At 72.7% G+C, this 16,308-nt stretch carries 12 protein-coding genes; 5 read left to right on the forward strand and 7 right to left on the reverse strand.

Annotation, left to right across the window (positions count from 1 at the left end; translation table 11 throughout):
- Positions 1-28: 28 nt before the first annotated feature.
- Positions 29-2,809, forward strand: coding sequence for a phosphorylase family protein (locus KOI35_RS16590; RefSeq protein WP_215788358.1), 2,781 nt, complete (start codon positions 29-31; stop codon positions 2,807-2,809).
- 129 nt (positions 2,810-2,938) lie between these two features.
- Here KOI35_RS16590 and KOI35_RS16595 read toward each other — a convergent pair whose 3' ends face one another.
- The 3 genes from KOI35_RS16595 to KOI35_RS16605 are packed head-to-tail and all read right to left on the reverse strand — an operon-like array spanning position 2,939 to position 5,760.
- Positions 2,939-3,613 carry a Type 1 glutamine amidotransferase-like domain-containing protein gene (locus KOI35_RS16595; RefSeq protein WP_215788359.1) on the reverse strand — a complete coding sequence of 225 codons (675 nt, stop codon included), beginning with the start codon at positions 3,611-3,613 and terminating at the stop codon, positions 2,939-2,941.
- Positions 3,610-4,755 (reverse strand): HEAT repeat domain-containing protein, encoded by a 1,146-nt coding sequence (locus KOI35_RS16600; protein WP_215788360.1) that lies wholly within the window; start codon positions 4,753-4,755, stop codon positions 3,610-3,612. The genes KOI35_RS16595 and KOI35_RS16600 overlap by 4 nt, the downstream gene beginning before the upstream one ends.
- 9 nt (positions 4,756-4,764) lie before the next feature.
- On the reverse strand, positions 4,765-5,760 hold the full coding sequence (locus KOI35_RS16605) for a HEAT repeat domain-containing protein (RefSeq protein ID WP_215788361.1): 996 nt from the start codon (positions 5,758-5,760) through the stop codon (positions 4,765-4,767).
- A gap of 85 nt (positions 5,761-5,845) precedes the next feature.
- Between KOI35_RS16605 and KOI35_RS16610 the strand changes: the two genes are divergently transcribed.
- From KOI35_RS16610 to KOI35_RS16620, 3 genes are all read left to right on the forward strand, one after another.
- Positions 5,846-8,167, forward strand: a complete 2,322-nt coding sequence (locus KOI35_RS16610) for an ATP-binding protein (RefSeq protein ID WP_215788362.1) — start codon at positions 5,846-5,848, stop codon at positions 8,165-8,167.
- 74 nt (positions 8,168-8,241) lie between these two features.
- On the forward strand, positions 8,242-8,604 hold the full coding sequence (locus tag KOI35_RS16615) for an STAS domain-containing protein (RefSeq protein WP_215788363.1): 363 nt from the start codon (positions 8,242-8,244) through the stop codon (positions 8,602-8,604).
- Between the two features lie 28 nt (positions 8,605-8,632).
- Positions 8,633-10,081, forward strand: coding sequence for a flavin-containing monooxygenase (locus KOI35_RS16620; RefSeq protein ID WP_215788364.1), 1,449 nt, complete (start codon positions 8,633-8,635; stop codon positions 10,079-10,081).
- Here the strand turns inward: KOI35_RS16620 and KOI35_RS16625 are convergent.
- Positions 10,070-10,432: a bleomycin resistance protein gene (locus tag KOI35_RS16625; protein ID WP_215788365.1), complete on the reverse strand. Its 363-nt coding sequence runs from the start codon at positions 10,430-10,432 to the stop codon at positions 10,070-10,072. The genes KOI35_RS16620 and KOI35_RS16625 overlap by 12 nt on opposite strands.
- Positions 10,433-10,529: 97 nt before the next feature.
- On the opposite strand from KOI35_RS16625, the gene KOI35_RS16630 reads away from it, so the two are divergent.
- Entirely contained in the window at positions 10,530-11,177 is a 648-nt protein-coding gene (locus tag KOI35_RS16630) for a vWA domain-containing protein (protein ID WP_215788366.1), read from the forward strand.
- Here the strand turns inward: KOI35_RS16630 and KOI35_RS16635 are convergent.
- From KOI35_RS16635 to KOI35_RS16645, 3 genes are all read right to left on the reverse strand, one after another.
- On the reverse strand, positions 11,174-11,809 hold the full coding sequence (locus KOI35_RS16635; protein ID WP_215788367.1) for a hypothetical protein: 636 nt from the start codon (positions 11,807-11,809) through the stop codon (positions 11,174-11,176). The two genes, KOI35_RS16630 and KOI35_RS16635, sit on opposite strands and share 4 nt — an antisense overlap.
- A gap of 101 nt (positions 11,810-11,910) precedes the next feature.
- Complete coding sequence (locus tag KOI35_RS16640) at positions 11,911-13,413, reverse strand: FAD-dependent monooxygenase (protein ID WP_215788368.1); 1,503 nt, start codon at positions 13,411-13,413, stop codon at positions 11,911-11,913.
- 95 nt (positions 13,414-13,508) lie between these two features.
- A complete protein-coding gene (locus KOI35_RS16645) occupies positions 13,509-16,286 on the reverse strand; it encodes a LuxR family transcriptional regulator (protein WP_215788369.1) in 2,778 nt (925 codons plus the stop codon).
- Positions 16,287-16,308 lie beyond the last annotated feature (22 nt).

A 16,308-nucleotide genomic window follows, 5' to 3' on the forward strand; every position in this document is an offset into this window, starting at 1 on the left:
TCTCACGCTGGGCTGAAGATGGTGGTTGATGGAGCTGGACGGCGACCCGGTGATCGTCGTGCTGACCGCTCTCGGTCTGGAGCACGCTGCGGTCCGCCGCCTGCTGTCCGGGCGCAGGCGCGTCGACCATCCGTCGGGGACGCTCTTCGAGGTCGGCCACCCGCCCCGGGGGCGGTTTCGCATCGCACTGGCCGTGACCGGCGAGGGGAACACTGCTGCTGCGGTGCTGGCCGAGCGGTCGATCGCGCTCTTCCGGCCCGCGGCGATCGTCTTCGTCGGCGTCGCCGGGGCGCTGCGCGAGGACCTGGCCTTCGGCGATGTGGTCGTGGCCACCAAGATCTACGCCTACCACGGCGGCAAAGTGCAACCCGGCGGCTTCGAGGCCCGGCCACGCAGCTGGGAACTCTCGCACCGAATCGACCAGCTCGCGCGCCGCGTCGCCGCCGACGGCACCTGGTCCGGCCCGGTTGCCGAGACGCCGGCGGTCCACCTCCGGCCGATCGCGGCCGGCGAGGTGGTGCTCAACTCCCGCGACGATCCGTTGTCGGCCCAACTGCGGCACCACTACGGCGACGCGGTGGCGATCGAGATGGAGAGCGCCGGTGTAGCGCACGCCGCTCACCTCAACGACGCGCTGCCTGTGCTTACCGTACGGGGGATCAGCGACAGGGCCGACGGACACAAACACGAAGCGGACGAGCACGGTTGGCAGCCGGTGGCGGCAGCCAACGCGGCCGCGTTCGCCCTGGCCGTGATCGCCGAACTGACCGAGTCGCAAGACACGTCGCGACGACACCAACTGCCGGTTGGGGCCGCCGTGCCGCGGCAACTCCCGGCGCGAGGCGGCGTGTTGCACGGCCGCGCCGTCGAACTCGCCGAACTGGACACGATCCTGCTCGGCTCCGACCGGGGAGGCCCACGCATCGCGGTGATCACCGGCACGGCCGGAGCAGGTAAGACCGCGCTCGCGCTCGAATGGGCGCACACGACGACCGAAGCCTTTCCGGACGGTCAGCTCCACGTAGACGGGCGAGGCTTCGGGCCGGACACGCCGTTGCCGACGCGCGAGATCCTCGCCGGCTTCCTGCGCGCACTCGGCCAGTCCCGCGCCGCCGAGCAGGGCGACCTGGACGAGAGGGCGGCGCGCTTTCGCACCGCGATCAACGGCCGGCGGATGCTACTGGTGCTGGACAACGTCCGCGAGCCCGCACAGATCCGGCCGTTGCTGCCCGGCACCGGCGACAGCGCAGTGCTCATCACCAGCCGGCAACGCCTGCACGGGCTCGCCGTGCACCACCCCGTGAGCACCGTCGAGCTCGACCGTCTGTCCCGGGACGAGTCAGTGGGCTTGCTGAGTGACGTACTCGGTGCTCGTGCCGACGCCAACCCGGAGGCGGTCGCGCGGCTCGTGGAGCACTGCGCGGGGCTGCCGCTCGCCCTGCGGATCGCGGCCGAGATGGCGGCGACCCGCTCCCAGGACAGCGTCGCCACGCTTCTGGCCGAGTTGGAGCAGAACGAGTCGGCGTTGGACTTCCTCGACCTCGGCGACGATCCGTACGCCGCGGTACGCAGTGTCTTCTCCTGGTCGTACGTGGCGCTGAGCGAATCGTCGGCGACCGCCTTCCGCCGCCTGGGCCTGCACCCGGGCAACGCGGTCTCGCTGCCGGTCGCGGCGGCGATGCTGGACACGACCATCGCCGCGGCGCGGCGCACCCTGCGCCGACTGGCCGACGCGCACCTGATCACGGAGCCGGGGCCCGGCTGCTTCGCGATGCACGACCTGCTGCGGGCGTACGCTCGCGACCTGGGTCTGCGGCTGGACGAACCAGCCGACCGCGCCGCCACCACGGACCGCATGGTGGATCAATACCTGCACACCGCGGACCGGGCGGGACGTCTGGTCATGCCCCACCGTCACCGCCTGTCGCTCGCCGGGCGGGCCATCGCGGAGCCTGCCTTCGCCGATCGCGCGGCGGCGCTCGACTGGTACGAACGTGAGCGCCGCAACCTCACCGAGGTGTTCTCGCTCGAGTCGGCTGGGACCGATCGTCAGCGGTGGCAGCTCGCCTATGTGCTGCGCGACTTCTTTTACCTGACCAAGCACGTCGACAGCTGGGTCCGCAGTCACACCGTGGCGGTCGAGTCCGCGACCCGCCTCGCGGATCGGCGCGCGGAGGGGATCACCCGCAACAATCTCGGCCGGGCGTTGCTGGAGTCCGGGCGGGAAGCCGAGGCCGAGGAGCAATACCGCTCGGCCCGTGATCTCCTGCGCGCGGCCGGGGACGACCAGGGCGCCGTCGACGCGCAGGTAAACGTCGCGTCGATCCTGCGCCGCCGCGGAGCTTACGAGGAGGCCCTGGGCCACCTCAACGACGGTCTGGCCGTCTACCGCCGAACGCAGCTTCCCCGCAAGGTCGGGATCACCCTGCGCAGCATCGCCCGCACCGAGGTGGAGATGGGCCGGCCCGCCGACGCGGCACGGCACGCCCGCGAGGCGCTCGCAGTCTTCGCCGAACTGGGCCTGGAACTCGACATGGCCCAGACCCTCAACACACTCACCCGCATCCACCTGGCCGGCGGCGACGCCGACGCCGCCCGGTCCATGGCCGAGCGGGCCGTGGACCGCAGCCGCAGTGCCGGGAGCGACTATGAACGCGCCCACGCCCTGCGCGGCCTCGGGTGGGCCGCAGCCCTGTCCGGGGACAAGAGCCTGGCCCGCACCCACCTGCAGGAGTCGCTGGCGATCCTGCAACAGCTCGGCGCCACCGCCGCCGACAAGGTCAAGGCGGAGCTGGACGACCTCACCTGACGACCTCGACCGCCGACTCGTCCTCGACGATCCGCCGCCCGATCATCGCCGGCTCCGGATGAGGTGGGCTGAACACCGCGTGATTCCCGGCCGATCGCCTGCTGTCCTTCGACGGAACGCACGTCACGGTCAGGGGTTGAGCAGCTTCCAGTCGCCTTCGGAGATGACCTCTACCGTGCTGTCCACGACCTTCAGGGCTGTGTCGTCGTCTATGGCGTAGGTCGGGACGGGGACGGTGGCGGCCCACTGCTCGATGTTGGCGAGCGTGGTGTCTTCCATGTCCGGATGGTTGAGGTGGGGGTAGAGGGTGAAGTCGACCAGGCCCAGCGCCCGGTCGGCGCCCTCGGCCATGTCGTGGCCGTCGGGGACGAACTGCTTGTCGAACTCGGCGTCGCAGTTGTAGGGGGTTACCGCGATGCTGCCGGCGCTGACGCCCACGTAGACCGTGTCGGTCAGGGTCGGTAGGAGGTCGGCCAGGCCCGATCGGCGCAGCCAGTAGGTCAGGTAGAGGACGTCGCCGCCCCAGACCAGGAGGGCGTCGGCCGCGCGGACGGCGGGGAGCCAGTTCTCTTCGCGGATGGTCGGCAGGGCGGTCAGCTCCAGCATTCCCAGCGACTTCCAGCCCAGCCGGCACAGTGGGCCGTTGAGGGCCTTCCACGCCATCTCGCCGCCGTTGGCGAAGGGGAGGACGCCGGTGGGGACGAACAGGGCGGTGGACTCGGCGACCGGCTTGCCCAGCAGGTCGACGAGGGCGGCGGAGATGCTCGGGTTGTGGATGCCCGACGACGTGAGCAGGAACTTCATGACGCCTCCGTGAAACTGAGCATCCGCTGGTGGGAGCTGGGCAGGCCGTAGTCGCCGACCATGAGGGAGAAGTTGGCGAACACATGGCCGCCGAGCTGCCACGTCGACGGTGACGCGGCCAGCGCCCGGGCGAGTCGTTTCTGCCGGTCGGTGAGGTCGTCGAACGGTGTGTCGGGCCCCAGGGCGCCCTGGTCGAAGGCCCGGCGCAGGGCTTCGGCGACCACCGGCAGCGCGTGCTGGCCGGAGACCGACGGGATGCGGTCGAGCAGGGCGGCGAACGCGGTCTCGGAGTCGTCGGGGAGCACGAGCCGCAGCGACAGGGCCGCGTAGCCGGACAGGTTGCCGTCGTGGAACGGCACGCCGGTGGTTTCGCCGTCGCCCGACAGACGCAGCAGTTCGTCGACGACTGCGGCCGACGCCTCGCGGCCGTGCAGGCGGGCCAGCGCGATGGCGGCCGCGCCACGGACCGCGACACGCGGACCGGCGAAGGCCGCGGTGAGCGTCTCGGCCGTGAGGGGCTGAGAACCGAGCAGGCCCAGGGACAGGGCGGCGGTCGCGGCGACGGTGTCGCCGGGGTCGAGCAGCGACCAGGTGAGGGCGGCCGAGCTCGCCTCGGCCTGGGCCGGGAACCAGCCGAGCGCGCAGGCGGCGCACCGGCGTACGGCGGGATCTTCGTCTTCGAGCAGGGTGCGGAACAGCGGCACCCCGAGGGCGACGGCCGAGTGGACCCGTAGCTCGATGTGGGCCTGCAGAGCATTCTGATCGGACTCGGACAGACCGCCGCCGGCCTGCAACAGCACCTCGCCGCCGGCCGCGGCTGCCTCGTAGTCGGCCAGGGGGAAGCCGCCCGGCAGCCACGCCTCGTCGTAGCCGATGGCCAGGGCGACCAGCAGCTCGAGCAGTTCGGCGCGCTCGGGAGTGGACGGCTCGGCCAGCATCTCGAGCAGGAACGGCACCGCGGGAGCGCTCGCCTCGTAGCGCGTGCCCTGATGGAAGATGTTGCCGTAGGAGTCGTGGCGCGCTTTTCGGCGCACCTCGGCTTCGGGCGAGAGCAGCGCGCGCAGCTGAGCGGGCACATCGTCGGCGGGACCGTAGGCGTGGGACAGATCGGACCAGGGCACTTCATCGAGCTTTTCGAGCACGCCGCGAACCTACCGGTCGGGTACGACAAAAGCGTCCACCATGGCGGACAGGTTGATCAGCTCCCCGATCGCCGGGGTAGTGGTCAGGACGTGGACCAGGCGTTGCTGCCGCGGATTCAGCGCGGAACCCGGCGGCCGGGGGCCGTCGGGGAAGGCGCGCCGCAGCGCCTCGGCGACCACCGGCACGGCGAGCATGCCCTGCACCTGCGGGATCCGGGCCAGCAGCGTCTCGAACGCCTCGTCGGAGTCGTCCGGCAGCACCTGGCCCAGCGCGAGCGTGGCGTAACCGTGCAGGTTGCCCTCGTAGTAGGGGATCTCGGTGCCGAGCGGCTCGGCCTCGCCGCTCACCCAGCGCAGCAGCTCGGCGGTGACCTCGGGACCGGCGGCCGGGCCGTGCACGCGGGCCCGGGCGATGGCGGCCGCACCACGGACGAGAGCAGGACCGCGTACGGAGAAATGATCCGAACCGAGGAGCCCGAGCGCGAGAACAGCGGTGGCCGCAACGGAAGGGTCCGGATCGTCGACCACCGGCATCAGCGCGGGGACGCTCGTTGCGGCGCAGGCCGGGAACCAGCCGAGCAGGGCGGCGGCGTAACGGCGTACGGGGGAATCGGGGTCTTGCACGAGAGCGGTGAACTGGGGCACGCCGCGCTCGACGGCCGCGTGACAGGCCACCTCGATCGGGGTCGCCCGGTCGGCCGCGAAAGTCTCGGGCAGCCACGTCTCGTCGTAGCCGACGGCCAGCATCAGCAGCGCCTCGAGCAGATCGGAGCGCAGATCAGGGTGGCCGTGGGCGAGGATCTCGAGCAGGAACGGGATCGCCGGCGGGGCGCAGTCGTTGCGGTGGCCCTGGTGGACGAGGTCGCCGTCGCACGACGAGAGGGCGCGCCGGCGGACCTCCGGATCGGGTGACATGGTGGCCCGCAGCTTGGCGGGCACGCCGGCGGCCGAACCGTAGGTGGCCGGGAGATCATGCCAGTTCACGTCGTCGAGGCCATCGAACACGGGCCGAATCTACCCGGGCCCGGTGACATCACTCGATCGGTGGTCGACGTGGTTGGGCCGTGCGAGCCGCGCCTAAGTTCGTCCGATGGGCGTTCGCACGGTGCAGTCGCGACGGCTGCGCGGGAACCTGCCGGCCGAGCTGTCCAGCTTCGTCGGCCGCAACCGGGAGCGGGCCGAGCTGAAACGGCTGCTGTCCTCGTCCCGGCTGGTCACGATCACCGGGATCGGCGGGGTGGGCAAGACCCGGACGGCCATCCGGGTCGCGGCCGAGGTGCAGCGCGCCTTCCCGGACGGGGTCTGGCTGGCCGACCTGTCGATGATCGCCGACCCGGGGCTGATCGGGGAGGCCGTGGCCCAGGCGATCGGGATGCGGGACCAGTCGACCCGGCCGCCCGCCGAGGCGGTGGCCGACTACCTCGCCTCCCGGCGACTGCTGCTGGTGCTCGACACCTGCGAGCATCTCACCGCCGACTGCGCGTCGTTCGTGGAGTCGCTGCTGCGGGCCGCGCCGGGTCTGCAGGTGCTGGCCACCAGCCGGCAGCCGCTGGGCGCGCAGGGCGAGCACGTCTTCGTGCTGGCGCCGCTGCCGGTGCCCGACCCGGGCGGTTCGCCGGCCGACCGGGAGCTCGACGCCGCGGTCATGCTGTTCACCGAGCGGGCGGCGGCGGCCCGGCCCGGGTTTCTGCTGACCCCGGTCAACCAGGACACCGTGGTCCGGCTGTGCCGCCGGCTCGACGGGATCCCGCTCGGCATCGAGCTGGCCGCCGTCCGCACCCGGGCGCTCCCGGTCGAGCGGATCGCCGACCTGGTCGACCGGTGGTACAGCGACGAGGCGCGGATGCTCAGCCGGACCGGCGGCGGCCGGCACGAGTCGCTGCGTACGGCGGTCGACGGCAGCTACGAGCTGTGCAGCCCGGGCGAGCGGCAGTTGTGGGCGCGGGCCTCGGTGTTCGCCGACGGGTTCGACCTGGAGGCCGTCCGGCACGTGTGCGGCGAGACCCTCGACCTGGTGGCCGGGCTCGTCGACAAGTCGATCCTCGTGCTCGACGGCGGCCCGGGCTCGCGCTATCGGATGCTGGACACCATTCGCGAGTACGGCGTGGAGATCCTGCGCGCCTCCGGCGAGGAACTCGAGGTACGCCGTCGCCATCGCGACCACTACCTCGATCTGGCGCGCCGGTTCGACGCCGAGTGGTGCGGACCGGGGCAGGCCGAGTGGTACGAGCGGCTCACCTGCGAACTGCCCAACCTGCGGACGGCGCTGGACTTCTGCCTGTCCGACCCGGCCGGGCCCGAGGCCGGACTGGACCTGGCGGTGGCGCTGGCCTACTTCTGGTTCGCCTGCGGCCACGCCCGCGAGGGCCGGCACTATCTTGAGCGCACGATGGCCCGGCAGACCGTACGGAGTCCGGCGCTGACCAAGGCGCAGTGGGTGTGCGCCTGGATCTGTGCGCTGCAGGGCGACATGGCGACCGCCGCGCACCTGGTGGACCGGTGCCGGCCGTTCGCCGACGTCGAGGCTCAGGGCTGGATCACCTATATCACCGGGGTGTCGGCCGCCCTGCGGGGCGAACCAGCCACCGCTCTGTCCTCGCTCGAGGAATCGGTCCGGCTGCACAGCAACGGTGGCGACCCCGGGATAGGGCTGTACGTCGCCTGGTCGGCCCAGGCCATCGCGCTGGCGTTCCTCGGCGAGACCGATCGGGCGGCGGCGGTGACCGAACGCCACTTCGCCTCCTGCGAGGCCCGGGGCGAGTTATGGGCCCGTTCGTACGCCGAATACGTGCGCTCGGTCGTCGAGATGAACCGGGACCGTCCGGCCGACGCGGTCCTGCACGCCCGGGCCGCGCTGCGGATCAAGCGGCGGCTCAGCGACCACGGCGGGAACGCGATGGCCCTGGACTCCCTGGCCTGGGCCGCCGCGTCGCTGGGGGACTGGGTGCGGGCGGCCCGGCTGCTCGGGGTGGCGCACCGGTCGTGGGAAGCCGTGGGACTGCCGCAGATGGGCTCACCCGACCTCGGCACGACGCGGATGTGGAGCGAGAAGCAGGTCCGGGTGCACCTGGGCGACGAGATGTTCGAGGTGGCCCTGGCCGAGGGGCTGGCCCTCGACCTCGAGACCGGGGTGGCGTACGCCCTGGACGAGCGCCCGACCCCGTCGTCGCCCCGGATCGAGCCGGTGCCGGACGGCGCGCCGCTGACCCGGCGCGAGCGCGAGGTGGCCGAACTGGTGGCCGACGGGATGACCAACCAGCAGATCGCCGACCGGCTGGTGATCAGCCGCCGGACGGCCAACACGCACCTCGAGCACATTCTCACCAAACTGGACTTCAACGCGCGGACGCAGATCGCCGCCTGGGTCGCCGCACGGCGATCCGGACCGGACCGTTCGCGAATCGGCACGTGACGGTGCGCGAATCGGCGCCTGAATCGGTCACCTGACCGATAGGGGCCGGGGAACCGGGCGACGACGATGGAAGCATGACCGTCGACCAGACTCCGTCCCTGCTGCAGGTCCGCACCACCTCGACCGGGGACGCCGCGGTGAGCGTGCATGTCACCGGTGAACTGGATGTGGGTAACAGCGGCTGGCTCCGCGGGTGGATCATCGACACGGTCGACCGGTACCGGCCCGCCGAGCTCCGGCTCGACCTCGGCGCGCTGCACTTCGTCGACGTGGCCGGCGTGCGGGCCCTCTACGAGCTGCAGTCGGTGGCCGAGGTCCGCGGGTGCGCGCTGGTCGTCGACGACGCCCACCCGGCGGTCTGGGTGACCCTGAGCCGGCTCGGCCTCGACCCCGAGTTCGTGCGCTGCGAGCGGCCGGGAGCCGTGACCGGCCGGTAGCCGTGACTAGCCGGTAACCTTTCTCGCCATGACGCATGGCGATCGGTCGATACCCCGGGTGGTGGTCATCGGGGCCGGGTTCGGCGGGGTCGCGGCCGCGGCGGCCCTGGTCGGGGCCGGTTTCGACGACGTCGTGGTGCTCGAGAGGGCCGACCGGATCGGCGGCGTCTGGCGTGACAACACCTATCCGGGGTGTGCCTGCGACATCCCGGCGCCGCTCTACTCGTACTCGTTCGCGCTCAATCCGGACTGGTCCCGGCGGTTCCCGGGCCAGGACGAGATCCTTGACTACCTGCAGCGCACCGCGGCCGCGTTACGGGTCACCGAGCGGGTCCGCCTCAACACCACAGTCACCGCAGCCACCTGGACGGACGGGCACTGGGTGATCGAGACCGCCGACGGGACCACCTATGCGGCCGACGTGCTGGTGCCGGCCGTGGGTCAGCTCGGCCACCCGGTCCGGCCGGCGATCCCGGGTGCCTTCGACGGGCCGGCTGTCCACACCGCTGAGTGGCGCGACGATCTGCCGGTCGACGGCGCGCGGATCGGGGTCATCGGGACCGGGGCGAGTGCGATTCAGCTGGTCCCGGCCCTGGCCGGACGGGCCGCCCACATCACCGTCTTTCAGCGCACGCCACCGTGGACGCTGCCGAAACCCGATCGGGGCTACGGGCGGGGGCGGCGTTACGCGTACGGGAAAATGCCTCGCCTGATGCTTCTGCCGCGAGCCGGTGTGTGGGCGATGACCGTGGTCACCGGACGTGCGCTCACCGGCGATCGGGTGGCCGGGGCCTTCGTCCGTATGCTCTCCCGCGCGCAACGCCGCCTCCAGGTACGCGACCCGGCCCTGCGGAAACGGGTCACGCCGGACGATCCGATGGGTTGTAAGCGGGTCCTGTTCACCAACACCTGGCTGCCCGCCCTGACCCGTCCCGACGTCACCCTGGTCACCGAGGACATCGTCGAGCAGACCCCTTCCGGTGTACGCACGTCCGACGGCACGGTCCACGAATGCGACCTGCTCGTGTACGCGACGGGTTTCGCCGCCACCGATTTCCTGACCGGCATCCGGGTGACGGGTCGCGACGGCCGGCGGCTCACCGACGAGTGGGCGACCGGCGCGTACGCCCACCTGGGCCTGACCGTGCCCGGCTTCCCCAACCTGTTCCTGATCTACGGCCCGAACACGAACACCGGCAACACGTCGGTCGTCTACTTCCTCGAGCAGCAGGCCGCCTACCTGCGGCAGGCCGTGCGGCACCTGGCCGGCGACCGCAGGCCGCTCGAGGTGCGGCGGGAGGTCGCGGCCGCCTTCGACGCCGAGATCCAGCGGCGGCTGGCCGGCAGCGTCTGGACCGCGTGCCGCAGCTGGTACCGCACCGCGGCGGGCCGGATCGTCACGAACTGGCCGGGCGCGGCCTCGGAATACCGCCGGCGGGTGGCCCGGCTGCGCCCGGCGGACTTCCTACGGCTGTGAAGGCGGGGCGAGCCACGAGCCGACCCGGTGCAGGGTGCCGTCGGGGTCGACATAGCTGAACTCGCGCAGCCCCCACGGGGTGTCGCGCGGTTGGTGCAGGTGACCGGTGGCCCCGGCCCATTCCGCGTAGACGGCGTCGGCGTCGCCCACGTAGAGGTAGACCGCGGTGTCGGTGGTGGCCGGATCGTGGCCGGGAGACTCGGTGAGGTGCAGCGCGACGCCGTCCCGCTCGACGAAGCCGTAGCGCTGCGGTCCTTCGTAGGCGTGGGCGGTGAAACCGAGGTCACGGTAGCGGTCGAGGGCCGCGTCGAGGTCGCGTACGGGAAGGATCGGGGCCACCGAATCGAACATGCCCTGACGATAGACGCCGCACGCGGAACGGGTCGGCCGTCCGGGCGTGGCGGTCCGGGTGCCGGCGGCGGAAGGTTGGCTGGGGAAGGAGGCGCCCGTGACCGAGGCATACGCCGTGGACATCGTGTTCTGCATCGATGTCACCGGAAGCATGTATCCGATCGTGGATCGGCTGAAGGAGGGCGTGCTCACCTTCCGCAAACGGCTCGAGGAGTCGGCGGCCGCCTGCGGCAAGGCGATCGGGCGGCTACGGGTGCGGCTGGTCGCCTATCGCGACTTCCGGGACAACCCGGCCGACGCCCTCGAGCAGTCCGTCTTCTTCACCATGCCGGGCGAGGCGGCCGCGTTCGAGACGGTGGTGCGGGAGCTGGAGGCGGGCGGGGGCGGCGACGAGCCCGAATCGGGTCTCGAGGCCCTCGCCGTGGCGTTGAGCTCGGACTGGCAGCACGGGAAGGAGCGGTGCCGGCACCTGGTGGTGGTGCTGACCGACGCCTCGGCTCACCCGCTCGGGGTCGGCCGGACGGCGGCGGCCTATCCCTCGGACGCACCGGCCAGCCTGGCCGATCTGGCCGAGGCGTGGAGGCGCCGGGACGAGCGGCTGGTGCTGGTCGCGCCGCCGACGACCCCGTGGGACGGGATCGCGGCGGATTGGCGCGACACCTGGCACCTGCCGTCGCGGGCCGGCAACGGGCTCAACGAGTACGCGCTGGGCGAGATCGTCGACGCCATCGCCGCCGGACTCTAGTGCCGGCTCAGATTTTCCCGGATGACGTCGGTGAGGCGGACCACGGCCTGGGTGCCGGACAGGCGTCCCCGGTGGATCAGGGTCAGATCTTCGACCGCGCAGGCCGGGGGAGTGGCGTCGACCGCCGCCGCCAAGGCCCGGTTTTCCCTGGTCCAGCCGGCCACCGAAGCGATCAGCTCGGCCTCCATCACCTCGGGCGACATGCCGGTGGTGAGCGTGCGGAGCAGGTGCTGCCGGCGCGGCCAGAAGGACCAGATCTTGGTCTCGTCGATGAGCTGCTCGACCGGGTCGCTGCGCAGGTAGCGCAGGGCGATCTGGATCGCGTCGGAGCCGCCGTCGTTGATCAGCTCGTCGACCATCCGGTGCCGGGCGTGTGCGCCCGCCACCTCGTAGAAGGTGCTGCGGCAGCCGCGGTCACCGGCCGCGGCCACGATGTTTTTCCAGGTCAGGGCGGGTCGCGGGGTGGACTCGAGCAGGTCGAGGGCGGCCTGGTAGTAGATCGACTTGGTGCGCCAGTGGTTGCGGCGCGGCGAGGTGTTGCCGGAGAGGCGCTCGACCCAGCGGCTCACCGCGGTCTCGTCGAAGCCCTCGAAACCCTCGAAGGCCGGCGGGACCGTTGATGCCGTCGTCATCGCGTAAATCCTTCGGTTCCTGATCACTTGCGGGCGATCCCGGCGCGGTCGGGGAGGTTCCCGCGCCAGTCGAGCGTGTCCGCATGACTACTGCCGCCGCATCACGTGAACACGTGAACCTCGCGCTGGTGTCCGGTGACGACGTCGAGGACGGCGTCCCAGTCGGACGGTCGCTCGGGTGAACGCCACGCCACGACGTGGTCGGGCCGCACCAGCACGAGACGGCTGCGCCACTCCGAGCGCAGCGGTGCGTCGTCGATCGGCAGGTGGGCGACCGGGATACCGCGGGCCACGGCCGCCGCGGCCAGGGACCGCCCGTCTCGGCCCGGGGTCAGGTCGACCAGGGTGAACTGCGGTCCGAGCAGGTCGAACAGCATCTCGCCGCCGCTCAGCCGGACGGCCGGCAGCCGGGGGCCGGCGTCGGCGAGCCCAGCCGGGTCGAACCCGGGCGCTTCCTGCCGCAGTACGGACGCCAGCTGGGCGGCGGTGGCACCGGACGCCGCGAGTCGTCCGAAGTGGTGCCGGGCGGCCAGCGTGCGGGACAGTTTCTCGCGTTCCCGCATGGCCTGCCGCCGCCGCTCGCCCTCGTAGCTGCCCAGCAGGTGCGGGCCGCCCCAGCGGGTCACCGCGGCGGCCAGTTTCCAGCCCAGGTCGACCGCGTCGGCCAGGCAGGTGTCCACGGTGGCGCTGGGCGGGTGGAAGCGGTGCGCCGACTCGCCGACCAGGAACGCCGTGCCCCGCCGGTAGGTGCCGGCCACGCCGAGGGCCTCCTGCCACGGGGTCACGCCGACGATCTCGGCCGCCCGGATGCCGAACCGCTGCCACAGCAGGACGGCCGGGTCGGTCAGGTCGGCGTCGTCGCAGTCCAGCGCCAGGTGGCCGGTCCACAGGTCGCCCGGGCGCCGGGTCAGGGTCATCCCGTTCGCGATGATCGTCGACAGCTCCGGATAGGGGTGGCGCAGGCCGTCGCTGCGGAAGGTCAGCGTGCAGTGCCGGGACGGGGTGATCGCGTCTTCGAGCGGCACGCCGAGACAACGCCGTACGGTGCTCTGCGCGCCGTCGCACCCGGCCAGGAACCCGGCGTCCAGCTCGTGCCGCACCCGGGTCGCCGCGTCGAGCACGGTCGCCACCGTGCGGTCGGGTTCCAGGCGCAGCCCGGTGAACGTCCAGCCCTCCCGCAGATCGATGAGAGCGTTTTCCCGTACGGCGTCACGCAGCCGCCCGGTCAGCCCCGCGCCCGTGAGCACCACGTACGGCTCCACCGGCGCCGCGCCGTCGGTCCGCCCGGCATAGCGCCGCCGCAGCTCGTTGACCGACGGCACCGGCGTGACCAGCACCGGAGTCTCCCCGAGGGCCCGGCTCCACACCACCGCGGCCGGGCTGTCGGGGTCGGCCCCCTCGGCGCGGACAGCGTCGGCCAGCCCGAGCCGGCGCAGCAGCTCCATGCCCCGGCCGGTGACCAGGTTGAGCTCGGGATGACGGGGCGGGCGGGCGGAGCGCTCGAGGACGACGCTGCGGACGCCGTGGTGGGCCAGCTCGAGGGCGAGGACGCAACCGGCCAGGCCGGCCCCGACGACGAGAACGGGCGTGCGTGGTTCGTTCATGGTCACGACTCCTGGATCCCGTCGGCGCTGCGGCAACAACGTCCACCGCCATCGTCGGTTCAGCCGGCCCCGACCGGCATCACGTGAATCCGGGATTACGCAGGTTGTGCCCGGGCCACGACCCCGGCGAGCTCGACCCGGCTGTGGATCTCGAGCTTGTGGAAGACCTTGCGCAGGTGACTGTCCACCGTGTGCGGCGACAGGTGCAGTTGCCGGGCGGCCGCGATGTTGGTCATGCCGGTGGCGATGAGCAGGGCGACCTGGCGCTCGGCCCGGGACAGCCGGGGGAGGATCTCGGCCGGGCCGTCCTCGTCGTCGCCCAGGCTGTTCTTGCCGCGCCAGCCGCCCAGTTCCGCGTCGAGGCGCCGGAGCTCGCCGTTCGCTCCGGCCCGGGTGAGCAGGTCGCGGGCCTCGTCGTAGAAAGGCTGAGCGGTGGCCCGGTCGGCCCGTTCGAGCAGGGCCGCGTCGTGCAGGGCGCCGGCCAGGGCGAGCGGCCGGGCGGTGCGCCGGAACTCGGCGACGGCCAGGCGCAGGCGGTCGGGTTCGCGGGTGAGCAGCCCGGTGGCGTGCGCGGCGGCCCCGGCCAGCGCGTGCGAGCCGGGGTTGCGGGCGGCCAGGGCGGCCATCGCGTCGGCGGCCTTGGTGGCGCGGTCGCGGTCGCCCGCGTCGAGGGCGATCCGGACCAGGGCCGGTGCGGCGCCCGGGTCCTGCGCGAGCAGGGTCGGCCGGTCGGCCAGTCCGTCGTAGACGGCACCGATCAGGGTGACCGCCTCGGGTGCCGCGCCCTCGGCGGCCAGCAGGGTCGCGATCGGCCATTCGACGTCTTCGGGCGGGGCCGTGATGCCGGTGGCCCGCAGCTCGTCCTGGCGTTTGCGCAGCTCGTGGGCGAGCCCGGGGTCGCCCCGGAGGACGGCCAGGCGGATCAGGGTGCCCAGCAGCGGCACGGTGAGCTGATAGGCGGTGAGCTGCTCGGCCAGGGCCACCCCGGCGTCCGCCTCGGCCGCGGCGTCGTCGAGGCGCCCGCGCGCGCCGAGCAGGGCGGCCGTGTAGTAGTGCAGCAGCGGCTGGGCCCACGCGGTGCCGAGGGCCTGGGCCTCCTGCCGGCCGCGGCGCAGCGCCTTCTCGGCCTCGTCGAAGCGGTCGAGCGAGGTCAGCGCGTTGGCCAGCCAGATCCGCGGGTGGCGGTGCCGGGCCGCGCCGCCGTGCGTGTCGGCCATCGTGGTGGCGGTGGCGGCGTGCCCGTACGCGTCGTCCAGCCGCCCCTCGGCCTGCGCGACCAGGCTGCGCGCGGTCAGCCCGAACACGGCCGCGCCGGGCTCGTGCTCCCGGCCGATCCGGTCGGCCTCGTCGCCCGCGGTGTCGGCCGCCGCGTAGTCGTCGAGATAGAACGTGGCGTGCGCGAGGATGGCGAACAGCCGGGCCCGCACCGGCTCGCCGATCACCGGCTGGCTCAGCCCGTCCTCGGCGTATTCGGCGGCCCGCCGGTTCTGGCCCGCGTGCTTGGACGCCTCGGCCAGTCCGAGCTGCAGCGATGCCTTGGTCGAGGGTGGCAGCGGGGCCTGCAGCGCCTGCTCGCCCAGCTGCTGGGCCTCGGTGACCCGGGCCGCCGAGGCGAGCAGGTTGACCGTGTCGGCGATCATCTCGGTGCGTCCGGTGTCGGCGTCGTCGAGCGCCTGCAACGCCCCCAGCATCAGGTCGGCCGCGGCCCCGGGTGCGTCGGTGGCGACCGACGCGGCCGAGTCACGCAGCATCGCGACCGCGGCGGCGGTGCCGCGGCGACCGCTGAGCATCAGATGCGCGGCCACCTCACCGGTCGGCCGGCCGTGCTCGCGGGCCAGCGCGGCCGCCTCGGAGTGCAGGTGCTGGGCCCGGGCCTCGCCCAGGGTGTTGCGTACGGCCTGATGCACCAGGTCGTGCCGGAAGGTCATGCCGTCCTTGTCCTCGATCAGGATGCCCGAGGCGATCACCTCGTCGACCAGGTCGAACAGGCCGGCCGGCTCGGCCCCCATCAGCCGGGCCGCGGTCTCGAGGTCGAACGGCCGGTCGAGCACCGAGGTCGCCCGCAACAGCCACTGCGCCTCGGACGACAGCACGCCCATGATGTCGCGGACGGTGGCCACGAAACTCGACGGCAGGTCGTCGCCGACCACGGTGGCGGTGCCGTCGGCGATCACCAGCTGCCCGGTCGTGCGCAACGCCGACAGCAACTGCTCGATCCGCAGCGGGTTACCGCCGCACCCGGCCACCAGGGCCAGCACGGTCGCGTCGACCCGGGCACCGAGGACCTCTTCGCACAGCCGCTCGGTGTCGGCGTCGCCGAGCACGTCGAGCCGGATCGGGCGGCCCCGGCCGGCCAGCCAGTTCAGCGTCTGCCCGCCGGCCGTGGCGGTCTGCCCGGAACGGCCGGCCAGCAACCAGCGCACCGGTGCCGATGCCAGCGCGGGCACGAGCTCACGGAGGGCCAGCGCGCTCAGCTCGTCCATCCAGTGCGCGTCGTCGATCACCACCAGCAGGGGACGCTGCGACGCGTAGCGTTCCAGCGACTCGCGGAGCCGGTAGATGCGGGCGTAGTTGCCCGTGCTGCCGTCCACGTCGGACATCCAGGCGAAGTCGCTCGCCGGTGGGCTGCACGCCTGCAGGGCCCCGGCCAGCGTGACCAGCGGGGCGGCCATGTCGTGGCGGAACGCCTCACGCGCGGCCACCGCGATGTCGCGCTCGAACGCGTAGTCACCGGCCGCCCGCAGCAGCCGGGATTTTCCGATGCCGGGCGGACCTAGCAGCACGTGCCAGCCGCCGGTGCCGGCCGCGGTCTCGTCCAGCGCCCGGTGCAGCTGCGCGAGCTCGCGGTCGCGGCCGACGATGCGGTCGGTCATCGACAGCCGCCGTTGCCCGGGG

The sequence above is a fragment of the Paractinoplanes bogorensis genome, assembly GCF_018829635.1.
GTDB lineage: Bacteria > Actinomycetota > Actinomycetes > Mycobacteriales > Micromonosporaceae > Actinoplanes > Actinoplanes bogorensis.